Below are 19,046 nucleotides of genomic sequence, written 5' to 3'. Positions count from 1 at the left end.
CCGCCATGCCCCAGACGCTCACCCCGGTGCAGACCCGGGCGCTGTTCCTTTCCGCACTGCTGCTGTTCGTCCTGCCCTTCATCCTGGTCGACTTTCCCTATGTCGATGACAACTGGCGCATCCAGCTGGAGAACGGCCCGGAGTGGCGCCAGCAGGGGCGGGTGCTCACCGAGGTCTTCTATCGGCTGCTGACCTTCAGCGGCAGTACCCTCAACCTCTTTCCCCTGCCGCTGCTGATCGCCTGCGCCGCCGCGACCTGGGCCCTGACCGATCTGGCCCGCCACTGCTTCGGCGCGCCGCGACCGACCCAGTGCCTGGCCCTGCTGCCGCTGTGGTTCTCGCCGTTCTGGCTGGGCAACCTGACCTACCAGTACGATGGCCCGACCATGGCCCTGAGTCTGGTGGCGGTGATCTATGCGGCGATCTTTCGCAGTCGTCACACCGTGCTGGCGCTGCTGGTGCCGGCGGCGCTGCTGGCGGCGGCCGTCGCTTTCTACCAGGTGGCCCTCAATGTCTTCGTCGGCCTCTGCTGCCTGGAGTTCATCCGCGCCGTGCAACGCCGCGAGGCCCCGGCGCAGGCCCTGCGGCTGGTGCTGCGCCAGGGCCTGCAGTTGCTGCTGGGTTGCGCCCTCTACTTCCTCACCGCCTATCAGCTGATGGCGACCACGCGACACGCCGGTGTGGGTGGCCAGGTGCTGCCCGAGCTCTGGCATCGGCTGGGCGAGGTGCTGCAGAGCGTCGGCCTGCTGGTCACCCCCGGCAATCTCTGGCTGTGGTGGCTGTTTGGTGGGCTGGCGGCGATCGGCTATGGCCTGGGCGGCCTGACCTATGCCCGCGCCTATGGCCGCCGGGCGCTGCTGCCCCTGCTGCTGTACGGCGCGACGCTGCCGGTGCTGGCCGCCTGCGTGGCCGGCATCACCCTGCTGTTCAGCGATTTCATCCTCGAGGCGCGCACCCTGATGGGCCTGGCGGTCATCCTGACCCTGGCCCTGCTGCTGGCCCACGACCTGCTGGAACGTCTCCAGCCACGGCTGACCTGGCTGCTGGTGCTGCCGGTGCTGTGGATGCTGTCGCTGGCCTATGCCTATGGCCAGGTGCTCTCGGCGCAAAAGATCTTCGAGCGCGGTTTCGTCCAGGAACTGCACCATGACCTCAGCAGCCTTCCGGAGCTACGGTCGCTCAAGCGCCTGCTCTGGACCGGGGGGCCGCTGGAAGTGGCCTGGCTGCCGCTGGCACAGAAGACCTTCGAGCAGGTGCCGGTGCTGCCCTTCATCCTCGGCCTGTCGCCGGGCAACTTCATGATCGCCGAACGCCTGCTGGATCTGGGGGTGATCGACGATGCCGACAGCGACAGCTGCACCCAGCGGGTGGCCGTGCCCGGTGCCGCCACGCGACTGGTGGACAATCGCTTCTACGACATCTGGGCGGTGGGCGAGGACGGCTGCATCATCATGAAGCCGCAAAGGCCCTGGGTGCCGTTCGAGTAGGGAGGTAGGTTGGGCTGAGACGGCTCCATCGTCGAAGCCCAACGAGCGGTGCCTACCCCAGGTGTTGGGCTTCGCTTGCGCTCAGCCCAACTACCCGTAGCGATCAGCCGCGGCGCAGCCGGTAGCAGAGGAACAGGAAGGCCAGCCAGACCGGGATGGCATAGACCGAGACGGCGATGCCGGGGATGCGCAGCATCAGCACCAGGATCATGCCGACGAAGGCCAGGCACAGCCAGTTGGCGAAGGGCGACCAGAAGGCCGGGAAGTGCGAGGTGCGCCCGGCCTGGCGCTGGGCGGCGCGGAATTTCAGGTGGGTCAGGCTGATCAGTGCCCAGGCGATCACCAGCGAGGCCACCACCAGCGACATCAGCAGCTCCAGGGCATTCTGCGGCAGCAGGTAGTTGACCACCACGCAGAGCAGGGTCACCGCCGAGGACACCGCGATGCCCAGCAGCGGCACGCCACGGCGATTGGTGCGCAGCAGGGCGCGCGGGGCATCGCCCTGTTCGGCCAGGCCGTAGAGCATGCGGCTGGTGCAGTAGACGCCGCTGTTGTAGACCGACAGCGCCGCGGTCAGCACCACGAAGTTGAGCAGGTGGGCGGCGGTGTCGCTGCCGAGCAGGGCGAAGGTCTGCACGAAGGGACTGCCGGCGTAGTCGTCACCGCCGGCGCCGATGCTGCGCACCAGTTCGTCCCAGGGATGCAGCGACAAGAGGATGGTCAGGGCGCCGACATAGAAGATCAGGATGCGCCAGACCACCTGGTTGATGGCCTTGGGGATCACGCTGCGCGGCTGGTCGGCTTCGGCGGCGGTGATGCCCACCAGTTCCAGGCCGCCAAAGGAGAACATGATGATCGCCAGCACGGCGAACAGACCGCTCCAGCCGTTGGGCAGGAAGCCGCCATGACTCCAGAGATTGCTCACCGAGGCCTCGGGACCGCCGCTGCCACTGACCAGCAGCCAGAGCCCGAAGGCCATCATGCCGAGGATGGCCACCACCTTGATCAGCGCGAACCAGAACTCGGTCTCGCCGAAGGCCTTCACGTTGAACAGGTTGATGGCGTTGACCAGCACGAAGAACACCAGGGCGCTGGCCCAGGTCGGCACCTCGGGCCACCAGTACTGCACGTACTTGCCCACCGCGGTGAGTTCCGACATGCCCACCAGCACATAGAGCACCCAGTAGTTCCAGCCGGAGAGAAAGCCCGGGAAGCGCCCCCAGTAGCGGCTGGCGAAGTGGCTGAAGGAGCCGGCGACGGGTTCCTCGACGATCATCTCGCCGAGCTGGCGCATGATCAGGAAGGCGATGAAGCCGGCGATGGCGTAGCCGAGGATCATCGCCGGACCGGCGGATTTCAGCACCCCGGCCGAGCCGAGGAACAGACCGGTGCCGATGGCTCCGCCGAGGGCGATCAGCTGGATATGACGATTCTTCAGGCCGCGCTGCAACTGGCCGGCGGCGGGTTGGGGCTGTGACATGGACGGGGGCGTCTCGGTGGTGAAGGGGAGCGGGCGGCTATGGTAGCACTCCTGTCGAGTTGGGCCGCTGAGTGGACTTTCCCTCACTCCGTCCCTCTCCCGGAGGGCGAGGGGGAAGAGCATGCTGCCGTTGGGTATCTTTCCTCGGTCCTCTCTGGGGAGAAGGGGGCAGCTACGCGTGGACAAGGCTGCGCCGTTATCCACCCTACGGCTGAAGGGCATTGCCGATGGGCTTCCCTAGCCCCGACCCTCTCCCCAAGGGAGAGGGGGACGAATAGCTGCGCGGTGTGCTTTTGCCCCCTCTCCCCCGGGGAGAGGGTTGGGGTGAGGGCGGGTCCAGAGCCACCGTCGATAGCCAAAGGCAATCGATGTCCGGGGGCTGAACTGGTCATTTTTTGTGCTATTCTTCGCGCCCTCCTGAAAACCCCCTTTCCCGGAAGCTGCCATGCAAGCCGCCACGCCGCTGTTCGACTATCCGAAATACTGGGCCGAGTGCTTTGGTCCTGCACCCTTCCTGCCCATGAGTCGGGCGGAGATGGAGCAACTCGGCTGGGACAGCTGCGACATCATCATCGTCACCGGGGACGCCTACGTCGATCATCCGTCCTTTGGCATGGCCATCATCGGCCGGCTGCTGGAGGCCCAGGGCTTCCGCGTGGGCATCATCGCCCAGCCGGACTGGCAGTCGAAGGACGACTTCATGAAGCTCGGCGAGCCGAATCTGTTCTTCGGGGTGGCCGCGGGTAACATGGACTCCATGATCAACCGCTACACCGCGGACAAGAAGGTCCGGTCCGACGATGCCTATACCCCGGGCAACGTCGCCGGCAAGCGACCGGATCGCGCCAGCCTGGTCTACAGCCAGCGCTGCAAGGAGGCCTACAGCCACGTGCCGATCGTGCTCGGCGGCATCGAGGCCTCGCTGCGCCGGATCGCCCACTACGACTACTGGCAGGACAAGGTCCGCCGCTCGATCCTGATGGACGCCACCGCCGACATCCTGCTCTATGGCAACGCCGAGCGGGCGGTGGTGGAGATCGCCCAGCGCCTGTCGCGTGGCGAGCGCGTCGAGTCCATCACCGATGTGCGCGGCACCGCCTTCATCCGTCGCGATACGCCCGAGGGCTGGTTCGAGGTCGACTCGACCCGCATCGACCGTCCCGGTCGCGTCGACAAGATCATCAATCCCTATGTGAACACCCAGGACACCGAGGCCTGCGCCATCGAGCAAGCCAAGGGTGAGGTTGAGGATCCCAACGAAGCCAAGGTGGTGCAGTTGCTGGAAAGCCCGCGCATGACCCGCGACAAGACGGTGATCCGCCTGCCGTCCTTCGAGAAGGTCCGCAACGACCCGGTGCTCTATGCCCACGCCAACCGGGTGCTGCACCTGGAGACCAACCCGGGCAACGCCCGGGCGCTGGTGCAGCGGCATGGCGACGTGGACGTCTGGTTCACGCCGCCGCCCATCCCCATGACCACCGAGGAAATGGACTACGTGTTCGGCATGCCCTATGCGCGCGTGCCGCACCCGGCCTATGGCAAGGAAAAGATCCCGGCCTACGAGATGATCCGTTTCTCGGTGAACATCATGCGTGGCTGCTTTGGTGGCTGCACCTTCTGCTCCATCACCGAGCACGAAGGCCGGATCATCCAGAATCGCTCCCACGACTCGATCATCCGCGAGATCGAGGAGATGCGCGACAAGGTACCGGGCTTCACCGGCGTGGTCTCGGACCTCGGCGGGCCGACCGCCAACATGTACCGCATCGCCTGCAAGGATCCGGAGATCGAGCGCCACTGCCGCAAGCCGTCGTGCGTGTTCCCCGGCATCTGCGAGAACCTCAACACCGATCACTCGTCCTTGATCGAGCTCTACCGCAAGGCGCGGGCGCTGCCGGGGGTGAAGAAGATCCTGATCGCCTCGGGGCTGAGATACGACCTGGCCGTGGAATCGCCCGAGTACGTCAAGGAACTGGTCACCCACCATGTCGGCGGCTACCTGAAGATCGCGCCCGAGCACACCGAGCGCGGTCCGCTGGACAAGATGATGAAGCCCGGCATCGGCAGCTATGACCGCTTCAAGCAGATGTTCGAGAAGTACACCAAGGAGGCGGGCAAGGAGCAGTACCTGATCCCGTACTTCATCGCCGCGCACCCGGGCACCACGGACGAGGACATGATGAACCTCGCCCTCTGGCTCAAGCGCAACGGCTTCCGTGCGGACCAGGTGCAGGCCTTCTATCCCTCGCCGATGGCCACCGCCACGGCCATGTACCACTCGGGCAAGAATCCGCTGCGCAAGGTCACCTACAAGAGCGATGGCGTGACCATCGTCAAGAGCGACCAGCAGCGCCGCCTGCACAAGGCCTTCCTGCGCTATCACGATCCCAAGGGCTGGCCGATGCTGCGCGAGGCGCTCAAGGAGATGGGCCGCGCCGACCTGATCGGGCCGGGCAAGCACCAGCTGATCCCGGCCACCCAGCCGGTGGGCGACACCGGTTACCAGAGCGCGCGACGCAAGAATTCCACCCCGGTGGGCAGCAAGAAGGCCGGCACCGGCGCTGGGCGCATCCTGACCCAGCACAACGGCCTGCCGCCCCGCGCCAGCGACGGCAGCAAGGCCTGGGACAAGGGCCAGGAAGGCCAGGCCGCCGGCTACGCCAAGGGCGGTCCGCGCAAGAAGTCGCGGCGCCAGCCGAACATGCCGCGGTAGGGTTCTATCGCGGCCATGGGCCGCTCCTACAGAGAGCGATGCTTTTGTAGGAGCGGCCGCATCGGCGGACCGCCATGGCCGCGATTAAGATCTTGAATTGTCTTCATCACTCAAGGACGAGCGATGTCATCACGTCATGCGGCGCTACGCAGGGGCCGGGTTTCTCTGCCTGGCCAGCTGTATCTCCTTACCACCACGACCGTGGAACGTCAGGCACTGTTCGCCGATTTCCATTTGGCGTGCACGGCGGCTCGTGCCTTCAACGACCCTCGTTTGCTCGATGACGCCAGGCTGCTTGCCTGGGTGTTGATGCCGGATCACGTTCACTGGCTGGTTTCGCTGGGTGAGTGTTTCAGCCTGGAAGAGTTGGTCCTGCGCCTGAAGTCGGCAAGCGCGCGTCGGGTCAATGCGATCCGCAATACCAAAGGGGCTGTGTGGGCGCCGGCCTATCATGACCATGCGCTACGAGCCGAAGAGGATGTGCAGGCGGTGGCCCGGTACATCGTCGCCAATCCGCTAAGGGCGGGGCTGGTGAAGCGGGCGGGTGATTATTCGTTTTGGGATGCGGTGTGGCTGTAGATGGTTGCGCGGAAATTATCGCGGCCATGGGCCGCTCCTACGGGGCATATCGGAGCCTGTAGGAGCGGCCCATGGCCGCGATCAAACGCGCTATCAGCCGCGCAATTCGGCGAAGTGAGCCTGCATGCGGTCGGCGTTGGCGGTGCGGCCGCTGAAGAGTTCGAAGGCCTTGACCGCCTGGAAGACGGCCATGGTGCCGCCGTCCAGGGTGCGGCAGCCGAGGGCGCGGGCCTGGCGCAGCAGTTCGGTTTCTAGCGGGAAATAGATGATCTCGGCGACCCATAGGCCGGGGTGCAGCAACTCGGCCGGCAGAGGCATGCCGGGCAGCTTGGCCATGCCCACCGGCGAGGTGTTGACCAGGCCATCGGCGGCAGCTACCGCGGCGGCCCGGTCGGTGCCGACCGCGGCGCGCCCGGGGCCGAAGTGGCGGGTCAGGTTGTCCACCAGCGCCTGGGCGCGCTCGGCCTCGACGTCGAAGATGAACAGCTGGTCCACCCCCTCGGCGAGCAGGGCGTGGGCCACGGCGCTGCCGGCGCCGCCAGCGCCCAACTGCACTACCAGCCGCTTGGCCACGTCCGGCAGGCCGCGGCGAAAGCCTTCGGCGAAGCCCAGGCAGTCGGTGTTGTGGCCCACGGTGCGGCCGTCGGCCAGCACCACGGTGTTCACCGCGCCGATGCCGCGCGCCTCGGGGGAGAGGTCGTCGAGCAGCGGGATGATCGCCTGCTTGCAGGGAAAGGTGATGTTGAGACCGGTGAAGCCGGTGCGCTGGGCGGCCTGCAGCAGCTCGGGCAGGGCGTCGGCGGAGAGGCCGAGCACGTCCAGGTCGATCAGGCGGTAGAGGTATCTGAGGCCCTGGGCGTCGCCTTCGCGTTCGTGCATGGCGGGCGTCAGCGAAGCCTGGATGCCGGCGCCGATGAGGCCGGCGAGAACGGATTTGGGTGCGGTCATGGCGTTAGTTTCCCTGGTGGGCGATGAGGGCGCTGATGGCGGCGCGATACCCCTGGCTGCCGAGGCCGCAGATGACGCCGACGGCGATGCCCGAGACATAGGAATGGTGACGGAAGGCTTCGCGGCGATGCACGTTGGACAGGTGCACCTCGTAGACCGGCAACTCGCTGGCCACCAGGGCGTCGCGCAGGGCCACCGAGGTGTGGGTCCAGGCGGCGGGATTGATCACCACCCCGGCATAGGCGCCACGGGCCGCGTGGATCCAGTCGAGCAATTCGCCTTCGTGGTTGGTCTGGCGGAAATCCACCTCGTACCCCTCGGCGGCGGCGGTCTCGGCACACAGCCGGGCGACGTCGGCCAGGGTCTCGTGGCCATAGGTGGCGGGTTCGCGGGTGCCGAGCAGGTTGAGGTTGGGTCCGTTGAGGACCAGGATGCGACGGGAGGACATGACAGCCTTCTCTCTTGGGGTCTTGCCAGGCAAGCACTGCCCGGCGCTGGAGAGAAAATGTACCAGTCGGTTAATTTCGTCAATCGAGGCGAACTGGCGGGCGGCCGGGCAGGCCGCGGAAGCGTTCGATTATCGACCTTGATGGCTCAGATCGCCACCAGTCCCCGTACCCCTTCGGCCTCCATGTCGGCGCCGCGACCGCGCTGGACGATCTCGCCACGGGACATCACCAGATAGCCGTCGGCCAGCTCGCTGGCGAAGTCGTAGAACTGCTCCACCAGCAGGATGGCCATGTCGCCGCGCTTGGCCAGGTGGGCGATGACGGTGCCGATCTCCTTGATCACCGAGGGCTGGATGCCTTCGGTGGGTTCGTCGAGGATTAGCAGTCGCGGGCGGCTGGCCAGGGCGCGGCCGATGGCCAGTTGCTGCTGCTGGCCGCCGGAGAGGTCGCCGCCGCGGCGCTGGCGCATCTGCCGCAGCACGGGGAAGAGCTCATAGATGGACTCGGGCACCTCGCGGGCCTCCCGGGCGGGAAAGCGCGACAGGCCCATGAGCAGATTTTCCTCGACGGTGAGGCGCGGAAAGATCTCGCGGCCCTGGGGCACGTAGGCAATGCCGGCTTGCACCCGCTGGTGCGGCTTGCGACTGGTGATGTCCTGGCCTTCCCAGGTGACGCTGCCGCGCTTGGCCGGGATCAGGCCCATGAGGCAGCGCAGCAGGGTGGTCTTGCCGACGCCGTTGCGGCCGAGCAGGCTGGTGACCTCGCCGATGGGGGCGTCGAAGGACAGGCCACGCAGGATGTGGCTGCCGCCGTAGTACTGATGGAGTTCGTTGACCTGGAGCATGGGGGCCTCGGGAAGGTTCTATCGCGGCCATGGGCCGCTCCTACGGATAGGGTGCCGCTCGTGGCCATGGCCGCGATGCGCATTCTCAAGTCAGGGGCGCTAGCGCCCCAGATACACCTCGATCACCTGGTCGTTGGCCTGGACCTGGTCCAGCGAGCCTTCGGCGAGGACGTGGCCCTGGTGCAGCACGGTGACGTGGTCGGCGATGCTGCCGACGAAGCCCATATCGTGCTCCACCACCATCAGCGAGTGCCTGGGCACCAGCGACTTGAACAACTCGGCGGTGAATTCGGTCTCGGCATCGGTCATGCCGGCCACGGGTTCGTCGAGCAGCAGTAGTTGCGGCTCCTGCACCAGCAGCATGCCGATCTCGAGGAATTGCTTCTGACCGTGGGAGAGCAGGCCAGCGGTACGGCCGCGCGATTCCTGCAGGCGAATGGTGGTGAGCACCTCTTCCAGGCGGTCGCGCTGTTCGCCGGAGAGGCGCGCGCGCAGGCTGGCCCAGACCGACTTGTCGGTCCGTTGCGCCAGCTCGAGGTTTTCCCAGACCGTCAGGGCCTCGAACACCGTGGGCTTCTGGAACTTGCGACCGATGCCGGCCTGGGCGATTTCCACCGGTTGCAGGCGGGTCAGGTCCAGTGTCTCGCCGAACCAGGCGCTGCCGCGGTCGGGGCGGGTCTTGCCGGTGATGACGTCCATCATGGTGGTCTTGCCGGCGCCGTTGGGGCCGATGATGCAGCGCAATTCGCCGACGCCGATGTAGAGGTTGAGGTCGCGCAGGGCCTTGAAGCCATCGAAGCTGACCTCGATGCCTTCCAGGCTGAGGATGGTGCCGTGGCGGGTATCCAGGCCCGTGCCGGCGCGATGGCCGAGACCGCTGGCTTCGGCGCCGATGCCGGCATCGAGCACTTCCGCGGCGGTGGGAGGTACGGGGGCGGCTTTCATGCGTCGCGCTCCTTCTTGATGAGGCCGATCACGCCACGCGGCAGATAGAGGGTGACGACGATGAACAGGGCGCCGAGAAAGAACAGCCAGTATTCGGGGAAGGCCACGGTGAACCAGCTTTTCGCGCCGTTGACGATGCCGGCGCCGAGCACCGGGCCGATCAGGCTGCCGCGTCCGCCGAGGGCGACCCAGATGGCCGCTTCGATAGAGTTGGTGGGGGCCATCTCGCTGGGGTTGATGATGCCCACCTGGGGTACGTAGAGCGCCCCGGCCAGGCCGCAGAGCACCGCCGACAGTACCCAGACGAACAGCTTGAAGCCGCGCGGATCGTAGCCGCAGAAGGTCACTCGATTCTCGGCGTCACGGATCGCCGTGAGGATGCGGCCGAACTTGCTCTGCGCCAGGCGCCAGCCCAGCCAGAGGCTGGCCACCAGCAGGGCCACGGTGAGCAGGAAGAGCACCGCCCGGGTGCCCTGGGCGGCGACCGGAAAGCCCAGCAGGGTGGTGAAGCCGGTGAAGCCGTTGTTGCCGCCGAAGCCGGTCTCGTTGCGAAAGAACAGCAGCATGCCGGCAAAGGTCAGCGCCTGGGTCATGATCGAGAAGTAGACGCCCTTGATCTTCGAACGGAAGGCGAAGAAGCCAAACGCCAGGGCCAGCAGACCGGGGGCCAGCACCGCCAGGCACAGCGCCCAGAGGAAGTGGTCGGTGCCGGCCCAGAACCAGGGATAGTGGGTCCAGGAGAGAAAGCTCATGAACGGCGGCAGACCGTCACCGGCGGCCTGGCGCATCAGGTACATGCCCATGGCGTAGCCGCCCAGGGCAAAGAACAGCCCGTGGCCGAGGGAGAGCATCCCGGCGTACCCCCAGACCAGGTCCAGCGCCAGGGCGACGATGGCGTAGCAGAGGATCTTGCCCACCAGAGTGAGGGTGTAGGCCGAGACCTGGAAGGGGTTGTCGGCCGGCAGCAGGGACAAGAGCGGCAGGGCGATCAGCACGGCGAGGGCCAGGCCGAGCACGGCCAGGCTCAGGCGCGGGCCGGCCTTCTGCACAGCGGTAAGCGCGAGTGGCTGGTTCAATCGATGACCCTCCCCTTGAGGGCGAACAGGCCCTGGGGCCGCTTCTGGATGAACAGGATGATCAGGCCGAGGATGAGGATTTTGCCCAGCACGGCGCCGATCTGGGGTTCGAGGATCTTGTTGACGATGCCCAGGCCGAAGGCCGCCAGCACGCTGCCGGCCAGTTGGCCGACGCCGCCGAGCACCACCACCAGGAAGGAGTCGATGATGTAGCTCTGGCCAAGGTCCGGACCGACGTTGCCGATCTGCGACAGGGCCACGCCGCCGAGGCCGGCGATGCCGGAACCGAGGCCGAAGGCGAGCATGTCGATGCGACCCGTCGGTACGCCGCAGCAGGCGGCCATGTTGCGATTCTGGGTCACGGCGCGCACGTTGAGGCCCAGGCGGGTCTTGTTCAGCAGGGTCCAGGTGAGGATCAGCACGAAGACCACGAAGCCGAGGATGATCACCCGGTTCCACGGCAGGAGCAGGTTGGGCAGCACCTGGATGCCGCCGGACAGCCAGGCCGGGTTGGCCACCTCGACGTTCTGGGCGCCGAACAGCACCCGCACCGCCTGGATCAGCATCAGGCTGATGCCCCAGGTGGCCAGCAGGGTTTCCAGCGGGCGGCCATAGAGGTGGCGGATTACGGTGCGCTCCAGCGCCATGCCGATGGCGGCGGTGACGGCGAAGGCCACCGGCAGCGCCAGCAGCGGGTACCAGGCCAGCCATTCGGGCGCTAGGCGTTGCAGGGTCAGCTGCACCACATAGGTGCTATAGGCGCCGAGCATCAGCATCTCGCCGTGGGCCATGTTGATGACGCCGAGCAGGCCATAGGTGATGGCCAGACCCAGAGCGGCTAGCAGCAGGATGGAGCCGAGCGACAACCCGGTGAAGGCCTGGCCGAGCAGGTCGCCCAGCAGCAGCTTGCGGTCCACCTGGGCAAGGCCGGTGGCAGCGGCCTTGCGGACGTCTTCGTTGGCTTCCACGGCCGGATCGAGCAGGGCCTGCAGGCGGGTCTTGGCCTGGGGCTCGCCGGATTCGCCGAGCAGCCGCACCGCGGCCAGGCGCACGGCGGGATCGGGATCGGTCAGCTGCAGATTGGCCAGGGCGGCGGTAAGGGCGCCTTTGACGTCCTTGTCGGCTTCGCTCTGCAGGCGCTTTTCCAGGAAGGCACGCTGCTCGGGCTTGGCCTCCTGGCGCAGGGCCTGGGCGGCGGCCAGGCGCACGCTGGCATCGGGCGACAGCAGCCCGCCGCTGGCCTGGGCAGCGCCGATGAGGATGCGCAGGCGGTTGTTCAGGCGTACCGGCTTGGGTGTGCCGGTGGGAGGGGCGGCGTCGCCTTCGGCGGCGCTGTAGCTGTCGCCGGTCTTGTAGAAGGGCCGCTTGTCTTCATCGACATAGAAGCGGCCGTCCTGCAGTGCCTGGAGCACCGGGAGCTGGGCGGGATCGGGCGCGGCGGCCCAGTCCTGGAGGAGTTTGGCCTGGTCGTTGGCGCTGGCGGCGGCCAGGTCGGCGGCGGGGCCGGCCTGGGCGGTGCCCATGAGCAGCAACAGCAGGGGCAGCAGAAAAAGGCGTAGGGACATACTCGGCCTCGTGGGTGGGTAAAGGCTCCTGCACGGCGTCTCCGGGAGAGGGCGGGCGTGGCCTCGTTTCTGGTGCCGGCGTCCGGCGGTCTGGCCGGGGGCGCAGGCGGGCCCTCACCCCGGCCCTCTCCCAGGGTGAGAGGGGGCGGAGCGGAGCGTTGCTGTTGCGGGCGCTTCCGGTTCTGGCGGGAAGCGCCTTGGCCCTCTCCCTAGAAGAGCGGGGGAAGAGCTGTTGGCCTTGGAGCGCCTTTTGCCTTTACCCCGGCCCTCTGCCAAAGAGAGGGGAAGAACTGTTGGCTTCGGTGCGCCTGTTGCCCTCACCCCAACCCTCTCCCGGGGGGGAGAGGGGGCAAGAGCGAGGTGCCACCTTTCAGGCTTCGCTTCCCTTCCCTCGGAGTGAGGGGCCGGGAGTGAAGGCGGGCCGTTACTGGCCGCTCTTCACCGGTTCGTCGGATTTCTTGTCGTTGCCGGGGATGTAGGGGCTCCAGGGCTGGGCGCGGACCGGGCCCTCGGTCTGCCAGACGACGTTGAACTGACCGTCGTCCTGGACCTCGCCGATCATCACCGGCTTGTGCAGGTGATGGTTCTTCTCGTCCATCTTCACGGTGTAGCCGTCCGGCGCGGCGAAGGTCTGGCCGGCCATGGCCTTGCGCACCTTGTCGACGTCGGTGCTGCCGGCCTTTTCCACCGCCTGGGCCCACATGTGGATGCCGATGTAGGTGGCTTCCATGGGGTCGTTGGTCACGGCGGTCTGGTAGTTGGGCAGGTTCTTGGCCTTGGCGTAGGCCTTCCAGGCCTCGACGAACTTCTTGTTCACCGGGTTATCCAGCGACTCGAAGTAGTTCCAGGCGGCCAGCTGGCCCACCAGCGGCTTGGTGTCGATGCCGCGCAGTTCTTCCTCGCCCACCGAGAAGGCCACCACCGGCACGTCGGTGGCCTTCAGGCCCTGGTTGCCCAGTTCTTTGTAGAAGGGCACGTTGGAGTCGCCGTTGATGGTGGAGACCACCGCGGTCTTGCCGCCGGCGGAGAATTTTTTGATGTTGGCGACGATGGTCTGGTAATCGCTGTGGCCGAAGGGGGTGTAGACCTCTTCGATGTCCTTGTCCTGCACGCCCTTGCTGTGCAGGAAGGAGCGCAGAATCTTGTTGGTGGTGCGCGGATAGACGTAGTCGGTGCCCAGCAGGAAGAAGCGCTTGGCGCCGCCGCCTTCTTCGCTCATCAGGTATTCCACTGCCGGGATGGCCTGCTGGTTCGGCGCCGCGCCGGTGTAGAAGACGTTGGGCGACATCTCTTCGCCTTCGTACTGCACCGGGTAGAACAGCAGGCCGTTGAGTTCTTCATAGACCGGCAGGACCGATTTGCGCGAGACCGAGGTCCAGCAGCCGAAGGTGACCGCGACCTTGTCCTGGGTCACCAGCTGGCGCGCCTTCTCGGCGAACAGCGGCCAGTTGGAGGCCGGATCCACTACCACGGGTTCCAGCTTCTTGCCCAGTACCCCGCCCTTGGCGTTGATCTCGTCGATGGTCATCAGCGCCATGTCCTTGAGCGAGGTCTCGGAGATGGCCATGGTGCCGGACAGCGAATGCAGGATACCGACCTTGATGGTGTCCGCGGCGTGGGCGGCACTCCAGGGAAACAGGCCGCTCATGAGCAGGGCGGAGGCGGCAAGGGTGGTCTTCAGTAGAGGGCGGCGCTTCATGCGAAAGGCTCCTGAGCGAACGTGCGCTGTTGTTGGGCTGGACTGCTGGCCAGCCAGGGCGCCTTTTCAGGAACTGTGCCAGGCGTCGGCGAGACGCATAGGGACTGGCGCCTCGGCCTCGGCGGCGACTTCGCGGTCGGTCGCCCTGCACCAGTCTGGGGCTGGGCAGTGCCCTTGAATCGCGCCTTTGCACACTGCTGGTGCCTCTGGCTCGCGTTGCCTTTTGCGCAACATGAAAGTCCGAATGCCGTATTGGTGGTGATGCCTGGGGCCTCCCATACTCGATCGCCAAGGGGCCGGCCACCGGGTCGGTCACCGCCAATTCGAAGCAGAGGAACAAGGCATGGGCAGGCAGGTCGGGGTCATCGGACTCGGCAACATGGGCGGCAACATGGCGATCACCCTGGCGCGCAAGGGCGTGACCGTCACCGGACTGGATCCTTCCAGCGCCGCCTGCGAGCGGGTCGCCGCCCAGGGCGTGGCCATCGCCGGCGACCTGGCGGCCCTGGCCGCCAGCAGCGACGTCATCGTGCTGTCGCTGCCCAAGGCCGAGCATGTCGAGGCCGTGTGCCTGGGCGAGGCGGGTCTGGTCAGCCGCGTGCGACCGGGCACCGTGGTGGTCGACACCACCACCTCCACCCCGGAGACCAGTCGCCGGGTGGCGGCGGCCTTCGCCGAGGTCGGCGCCGACTTCCTCGATGCCCCGGTTTCCGGCGGCCCCGCCGGTGCCGCGGCCGGCACCATGACCATGGTGATCGGCGGTAGCGAGGCGGCCCTGGCCAAGGCGCTGCCGGCGCTGGAAGCCATGAGCGCGACCCGGGTGCATATCGGCGCCGTGGGTGCCGGCAACATCGCCAAGATCGCCAACAACCTCCTGGCCGCGGCGCACCTGATCACCACCGCGGAAGCCGTCACCATGGCCGCCCGTGCCGGCGTCGCCCCAGAAAAGCTGCTCGAAGGCATCAATGCCGGTTCCGGGCGCAGCGCCGCCAGCCAGGGCATGTTCCCCACCTGGGTGCTGAACAAGGCCTATGACTCCGGCTTCACCATGGGCCTGATGCGCAAGGACGTGGGCCTGGCCCAGCAGCTCATCGCCGAACTCGGCCTCGACCTGCCACTGGCCGCGGCCACGGCCCAGGCCTGGAAGGCCAGCGCCGAGACCCTGGCCGATGGCGAGGATTTCTGCGCCATCGCACGACGCACCAGCGAAGACCTGTTCGGCAAGGGGGAATGATCATGATGAACGCCAAGACACTGGAATTGCTCAAGCCCTTCTGGGGCGACCGCCAGCAGGTCGCCAGCTTTGTGGACGGCACCTTCGTCGACGGCAGCGGCGAGCGGATCACCGTGCGCAACGCCCATGACGACAGCCCCGCCTACAGCTACCCCGACGCCGACCTGGCCGTGGTCGAGCGCGCCGATACCGCCGCCCGCCGGGCGCGCGAGGAATGGCGCGCCCTGACCGCCCAGGCGCGCGGGCGCATCATCTACCGGGTCGGCGCCCTGATCCGCGAGGAAGCCGAGGTTTTGGCGCAACTGGAATCCCAGACCGCCAACAAGCCGATCCGTGATGCCCGCGTCGAGGTGCTCAAGGTCGCCGAGATGTTCGAGTACTACGCCGGCTGGGCCGACAAGCTGCACGGCGAAGTCATCCCGGTGCCCACCAGTCATCTCAACTACGTGACCTACGAACCCCTGGGCACGGTGCTGCAGATCACCCCCTGGAACGCGCCCATCTTCACCGGCGGCTGGCAGATCGCCCCGGCCATCACCGCCGGCAACGCGGTGATCCTCAAGCCCTCCGAACTGACCCCGGTGACCTCGCTGCTGCTCGGCGTGCTGGTGGAACGCGCCGGTGCGCCCAAGGGCCTGGTCAACGTCCTCGCCGGCCAGGGGCATACCGTGGGCCAGCAGGTGATCGCCCACGCCGACATCCGCAAGGTGGTCTTCGTCGGCTCGCCGGCCACCGGCCGGCACATCGCCGCCGCCGCGGCCCAGCGCTGCATCCCGGTGGTGCTGGAGCTGGGTGGCAAGTCGGCCAACATCGTCTTCGAAGACGCCGACCTGGACCTGGCCGTGCGCGGTGCCCAGGCGGCGATCTTTTCCGGCGCCGGCCAGAGTTGCGTCTCGGGTTCGCGGCTGCTGGTGCAGGAATCCATCTACGAGCGCTTCATCCAGGCGGTGGCCCGCGCCGCCAGCCAGTTCAAGGTGGGTGACCCGAGCGATCCCGAGACCCAGATCGGTCCGATCCACAACGCCAAGCAATTCGCCCATGTGCGCACCATGGTGGAAGGCGCCCTGGGCGAAGGCGCGCGGCATGTCGCCAATGGCGTCGAGCCGCTGCCCGCCGGGACCGGCTACTACGTCAATCCCACGGTACTGGCCGGCCACAATGGCCTGAGCTGCGCCCAGGAAGAGATCTTCGGGCCGGTGGTGGTGGCCATTCCCTTCAAGGACGAGGCCGACGCCATCCGCATCGCCAACGACAGCCGCTTCGGCCTGGCCGGGGCGGTCTGGACCCGTGACGTCGGGCGTGCCCACCGGGTGGCCCGTGGCGTGCGCGCCGGCACCTTCTGGGTCAACGGCTACAAGACCATCCACGTCAGCTCGCCCTTCGGTGGCTATGGCGAGAGCGGCTACGGTCGCTCCTCCGGCCTCGACGCCCTGCGCGAATACAGCGAGGTGAAGAGCGTCTGGGTGGAAACCGCCGCCGTCCCCGCCGCCGGCTTCGGCTACGGCGCCAGCCTGGAGTAGCCCATGACCATTCACCAAGCGCTGCTGGACGACGCCCGTAGCTGGCGTCGCGATTTCCACGCCCATCCCGAACTGGGTTTCGCCGAGCACCGTACCGCGGCGCGGGTCGCCGAATTGCTCGAGGGCTTCGGCCTGGAGGTCCATCGTGGCCTCGGCGGCACCGGCGTGGTCGGGGTGTTGCGCCATGGCGAGGGCCCCAGTCTGGGGCTGCGCGCCGACATGGACGCCCTGCCGATGCAGGAGGTGGGGGACGTCCCCCATCGTTCCACCGCCGCCGGGCGCATGCATGCCTGCGGCCATGACGGCCACACCGCCATCCTGCTGGCCACTGCGCGCCACCTGAGTGAGAACCGCGATTTCCGCGGCACCCTCTATTTCGTCTTCCAGCCCGCCGAAGAGAATCTCGGCGGCGCCCAGAAGATGATCGAAGACGGCCTGTTCGAACGGTTTCCGATGGACGCCATCTACGGCCTGCACAACTGGCCGGGGCTGCCGGCCGGGCAGGTGGTGGTCAATCCGGGTGCCATGATGGCTTCGCTGGACACCTTCGCCATCACCCTGACCGGTAAGGGCTGCCACGCGGCCATGCCCGAGCGCGGCCGCGATCCCATCGTCGCCGCGGCGGACCTGATCCTGCAGTTGCAGACCATCGTTGCCCGGCGGATCTCGCCGCTGGCGTCGGCGGTGGTCAGCGTGACCATGATGGAAGCGGGGGAGGCGATCAACGTCATCCCCGAGGTGGCGCGACTCCGGGGCACGGTGCGTTGCCTGGACGGCGCGGTGCGCGCCGAGGTGGAGCGGCTGATCGGCGAGATCGTCGCCCAGGCGCCGCTGGCTCAGGGCGTGCGCGGCGAGCTGGAATTCACCCGCGGCTATCCGGTGACCCAGAACCATCCGGCCCAGGCCGCGCGGGTGCGTGAGGCGGCGGTAAAGGCCTTTGGTGCCGAGCGGGTCAGCGACGGCGTACCGCCATCCATGGCCTCCGAGGACTTCGCCTTCATGCTGGCGGCGCGGCCCGGCGCCTATCTCTGGCTGGGGGTCGACGGCGCCCAGCCCTCGGCGCCGCTGCACAACCCGGCCTATGACTTCAACGACGCCATCATCGAACCGGCCGTACGGTTGTGGGCCGAGCTGGTGCGCCAGGAACTGCCCGCCTGAGACGCCTTAGCGTCTGCTCAAAGGCTTGCGAGCTAGAGTCAAGCAAGGCGCAACGACCAACGGGAGTAACAGCCGAAGGCTGGCCCGGAGGGTGAGCGCTAGCGAATCAAAGGCCTGAGGAAGCGGAGTTTACTCATGGTAAATGAGCATTCCGAAGGCCTTTTCAACGCAGTTTGGCCGACGCGCAGCTGGCTTTGGGCAGGCGCTCAGCGAAAGGCGGTCATCTGCTGCACCAAGCTGGTCCGCAACTCGTCCGCGGCGCGGCTGAGCTTGCGGCCCAGGCGGGTGACCAGTTCGACGTGGGCACGGGCGAAGCCGGGATCGGCCAGGGGCAGGGCGCGCAAGGCGCCGCTGTCCAGTTCCTGGGTCGCGGCGAACAGCGGCAGGAGGGTGACGCCGCCCTGCTGGGCATAGTGCTTGAGCAGGGCGAAGGTGTTGCAGGTCAGGGTCGGCGCCAGGCGCTGGCCGGCGGCCTGCTCCACGGCGTCGAGCATCTGGCGGATGCCGTAGGAGATGTCCGGCAGCGCCAGGCGATGCTGGCCCAGCTCCGTCAGGGTCACGGGGCCCTGGGTCGCGGCCAGCGGATGGTCCGGCGCCACCATGGCATAGAGCGGCTGCCCACGGCTGCCATGCACCCGCAGGTGCGGATCGCGCGGCGGATTGAACACCAGCCCCAGTTGCGCCTCGTCTTCCATCACCTGGCGAATCACCTCGTTGGTGCCCACCACGTTGACCCTGACCTCGATCTCCGGATGCCGCGCGGAAAAGTCGCCCAGGCTGCACGACAGGTCGCCGATGAAGCCTTCGCCGATGGCCAGCACCACGCGACCGGTGCGCAGCCCCTGCAGATCGGCGATGGCGTCTCTCAGCCCGTCGAGCTGGGTCTGACGCTGGCGGAAGTAATCCAGCACCAGGCGCCCGGCCTCGGTCGGGGTGATGCCGCGGCGGTGGCGCTCGATCAGGTCGACGCCCAGTTCCGCCTCGACCTGGGCGATCTGCCGGCTGACTGCGGACGGGGCGATGTCCAGGGCGTCGGCGGCGGCGCGCACGCTGCCCAGCCGCACCGCCTCGACGAAATAGTGCAAGCGTTGTTCGTGAATTCCACGCATCCGTGTGTTCTCGTAAAGGCAACGGAAAAGGCCATTACCAGTATTGGAGAGAGAACAGGGCGCTGTCCATACTCGGGCCAAGACCACGGCCGCCCCGGCCTGGCCGAGGCCCGCGACGCAGAGCCCCGGAAAGGGCGCAGAACCCCGCGCGAGACCCTGTCCGCGGCGGGCTTCCAGCCTCCGGTACGCCAGCCGTGCGACCTCGACCGGACCTCCAGAACGACCGGGTCGCGCTCCCTC

Annotated in this window: 15 protein-coding genes; 6 read left to right on the top strand and 9 right to left on the bottom strand. The window is 67.3% G+C overall.

Annotation, left to right across the window (positions count from 1 at the left end):
- The first annotated feature begins 5 nt into the window (after nt 1-5).
- Complete coding sequence (locus DBY63_RS05620) at nt 6-1,487, top strand: glucosyltransferase domain-containing protein (RefSeq protein ID WP_108581463.1); 1,482 nt, start codon at nt 6-8, stop codon at nt 1,485-1,487.
- A gap of 103 nt (nt 1,488-1,590) precedes the next feature.
- On the opposite strand, the gene DBY63_RS05615 is transcribed toward DBY63_RS05620, so the two are convergent.
- Nucleotides 1,591-2,967: an amino acid permease gene (locus tag DBY63_RS05615; RefSeq protein ID WP_007161139.1), complete on the bottom strand. Its 1,377-nt coding sequence runs from the start codon at nt 2,965-2,967 to the stop codon at nt 1,591-1,593.
- Between the two features lie 445 nt (nt 2,968-3,412).
- Here DBY63_RS05615 and DBY63_RS05610 point away from each other — a divergent pair, with 445 nt between their 5' ends.
- Both DBY63_RS05610 and DBY63_RS05605 read left to right on the top strand, forming a co-directional pair.
- Nucleotides 3,413-5,680 carry a YgiQ family radical SAM protein gene (locus tag DBY63_RS05610; RefSeq protein ID WP_027598826.1) on the top strand — a complete coding sequence of 756 codons (2,268 nt, stop codon included), beginning with the start codon at nt 3,413-3,415 and terminating at the stop codon, nt 5,678-5,680.
- Nucleotides 5,681-5,803: 123 nt separating this feature from the next.
- Complete coding sequence (locus DBY63_RS05605; RefSeq protein ID WP_074584930.1) at nt 5,804-6,259, top strand: transposase; 456 nt, start codon at nt 5,804-5,806, stop codon at nt 6,257-6,259.
- 93 nt (nt 6,260-6,352) lie between these two features.
- Here DBY63_RS05605 and DBY63_RS05600 read toward each other — a convergent pair whose 3' ends face one another.
- From DBY63_RS05600 to urtA, 7 genes are all read right to left on the bottom strand, one after another.
- Complete coding sequence (locus tag DBY63_RS05600; RefSeq protein ID WP_108581462.1) at nt 6,353-7,207, bottom strand: shikimate dehydrogenase; 855 nt, start codon at nt 7,205-7,207, stop codon at nt 6,353-6,355.
- 4 nt (nt 7,208-7,211) lie between these two features.
- Entirely contained in the window at nt 7,212-7,655 is a 444-nt protein-coding gene (gene aroQ / locus DBY63_RS05595; protein ID WP_042137376.1) for a type II 3-dehydroquinate dehydratase, read from the bottom strand.
- 146 nt (nt 7,656-7,801) lie between these two features.
- The gene (gene urtE / locus DBY63_RS05590) at nt 7,802-8,500 is read right to left on the bottom strand and encodes an urea ABC transporter ATP-binding subunit UrtE (RefSeq protein ID WP_027598823.1); all 699 of its coding nucleotides are present in this window, start codon (nt 8,498-8,500) and stop codon (nt 7,802-7,804) included.
- A 99-nt stretch (nt 8,501-8,599) separates the two neighbouring features.
- Nucleotides 8,600-9,445: an urea ABC transporter ATP-binding protein UrtD gene (gene urtD / locus DBY63_RS05585; protein WP_027598822.1), complete on the bottom strand. Its 846-nt coding sequence runs from the start codon at nt 9,443-9,445 to the stop codon at nt 8,600-8,602.
- Nucleotides 9,442-10,521 carry an urea ABC transporter permease subunit UrtC gene (gene urtC / locus DBY63_RS05580; RefSeq protein ID WP_108581461.1) on the bottom strand — a complete coding sequence of 360 codons (1,080 nt, stop codon included), beginning with the start codon at nt 10,519-10,521 and terminating at the stop codon, nt 9,442-9,444. Before urtC ends, urtD begins: the two co-directional genes overlap by 4 nt.
- Nucleotides 10,518-12,086 carry an urea ABC transporter permease subunit UrtB gene (urtB, locus tag DBY63_RS05575; protein ID WP_108581460.1) on the bottom strand — a complete coding sequence of 523 codons (1,569 nt, stop codon included), beginning with the start codon at nt 12,084-12,086 and terminating at the stop codon, nt 10,518-10,520. Before urtB ends, urtC begins: the two co-directional genes overlap by 4 nt.
- Nucleotides 12,087-12,510: 424 nt before the next feature.
- Nucleotides 12,511-13,785, bottom strand: a complete 1,275-nt coding sequence (gene urtA / locus DBY63_RS05570; RefSeq protein ID WP_027598819.1) for an urea ABC transporter substrate-binding protein — start codon at nt 13,783-13,785, stop codon at nt 12,511-12,513.
- Nucleotides 13,786-14,050: 265 nt separating this feature from the next.
- Here urtA and DBY63_RS05565 point away from each other — a divergent pair, with 265 nt between their 5' ends.
- The 3 genes from DBY63_RS05565 to DBY63_RS05555 are packed head-to-tail and all read left to right on the top strand — an operon-like array spanning nt 14,051 to nt 17,697.
- Nucleotides 14,051-15,019 (top strand): NAD(P)-dependent oxidoreductase, encoded by a 969-nt coding sequence (locus DBY63_RS05565; protein WP_262376329.1) that lies wholly within the window; start codon nt 14,051-14,053, stop codon nt 15,017-15,019.
- A gap of 2 nt (nt 15,020-15,021) precedes the next feature.
- The gene (locus DBY63_RS05560; RefSeq protein WP_108581459.1) at nt 15,022-16,539 is read left to right on the top strand and encodes an aldehyde dehydrogenase family protein; all 1,518 of its coding nucleotides are present in this window, start codon (nt 15,022-15,024) and stop codon (nt 16,537-16,539) included.
- 3 nt (nt 16,540-16,542) lie between these two features.
- Nucleotides 16,543-17,697, top strand: a complete 1,155-nt coding sequence (locus tag DBY63_RS05555) for a M20 aminoacylase family protein (protein WP_027598816.1) — start codon at nt 16,543-16,545, stop codon at nt 17,695-17,697.
- A 206-nt stretch (nt 17,698-17,903) separates the two neighbouring features.
- On the opposite strand, the gene DBY63_RS05550 is transcribed toward DBY63_RS05555, so the two are convergent.
- Complete coding sequence (locus DBY63_RS05550; RefSeq protein WP_108581458.1) at nt 17,904-18,806, bottom strand: LysR family transcriptional regulator; 903 nt, start codon at nt 18,804-18,806, stop codon at nt 17,904-17,906.
- Between the last annotated feature and the right edge of the window lie 240 nt (nt 18,807-19,046).

The sequence above is a fragment of the Pseudomonas sp. RIT411 genome (assembly GCF_003057735.2).
In the GTDB taxonomy this organism is placed as follows: Bacteria; Pseudomonadota; Gammaproteobacteria; order Pseudomonadales; family Pseudomonadaceae; genus Chryseomonas; species Chryseomonas oryzihabitans.
Note: the sequence above shows the minus strand (reverse complement) of the source record. Positions and strands in the feature narration are given on the sequence as shown.

Bases quoted from the DNA above. Each gene is read 5' to 3' on its own strand.
- urtD (WP_027598822.1), bottom strand. From the start codon at position 9,445: ATGAAAGCCGCCCCCGTACCTCCCACCGCCGCGGAAGTGCTCGATGCC.
- DBY63_RS05600 (WP_108581462.1), bottom strand. From the start codon at position 7,207: ATGACCGCACCCAAATCCGTTCTCGCCGGCCTCATCGGCGCCGGCATC.
- DBY63_RS05555 (WP_027598816.1), top strand. From the start codon at position 16,543: ATGACCATTCACCAAGCGCTGCTGGACGACGCCCGTAGCTGGCGTCGC.
- DBY63_RS05620 (WP_108581463.1), top strand. From the start codon at position 6: ATGCCCCAGACGCTCACCCCGGTGCAGACCCGGGCGCTGTTCCTTTCC.
- DBY63_RS05560 (WP_108581459.1), top strand. From the start codon at position 15,022: ATGATGAACGCCAAGACACTGGAATTGCTCAAGCCCTTCTGGGGCGAC.
- urtB (WP_108581460.1), bottom strand. From the start codon at position 12,086: ATGTCCCTACGCCTTTTTCTGCTGCCCCTGCTGTTGCTGCTCATGGGC.
- urtE (WP_027598823.1), bottom strand. From the start codon at position 8,500: ATGCTCCAGGTCAACGAACTCCATCAGTACTACGGCGGCAGCCACATC.
- DBY63_RS05610 (WP_027598826.1), top strand. From the start codon at position 3,413: ATGCAAGCCGCCACGCCGCTGTTCGACTATCCGAAATACTGGGCCGAG.
- DBY63_RS05605 (WP_074584930.1), top strand. From the start codon at position 5,804: ATGTCATCACGTCATGCGGCGCTACGCAGGGGCCGGGTTTCTCTGCCT.
- aroQ (WP_042137376.1), bottom strand. From the start codon at position 7,655: ATGTCCTCCCGTCGCATCCTGGTCCTCAACGGACCCAACCTCAACCTG.
- urtA (WP_027598819.1), bottom strand. From the start codon at position 13,785: ATGAAGCGCCGCCCTCTACTGAAGACCACCCTTGCCGCCTCCGCCCTG.
- DBY63_RS05615 (WP_007161139.1), bottom strand. From the start codon at position 2,967: ATGTCACAGCCCCAACCCGCCGCCGGCCAGTTGCAGCGCGGCCTGAAG.
- DBY63_RS05550 (WP_108581458.1), bottom strand. From the start codon at position 18,806: ATGCGTGGAATTCACGAACAACGCTTGCACTATTTCGTCGAGGCGGTG.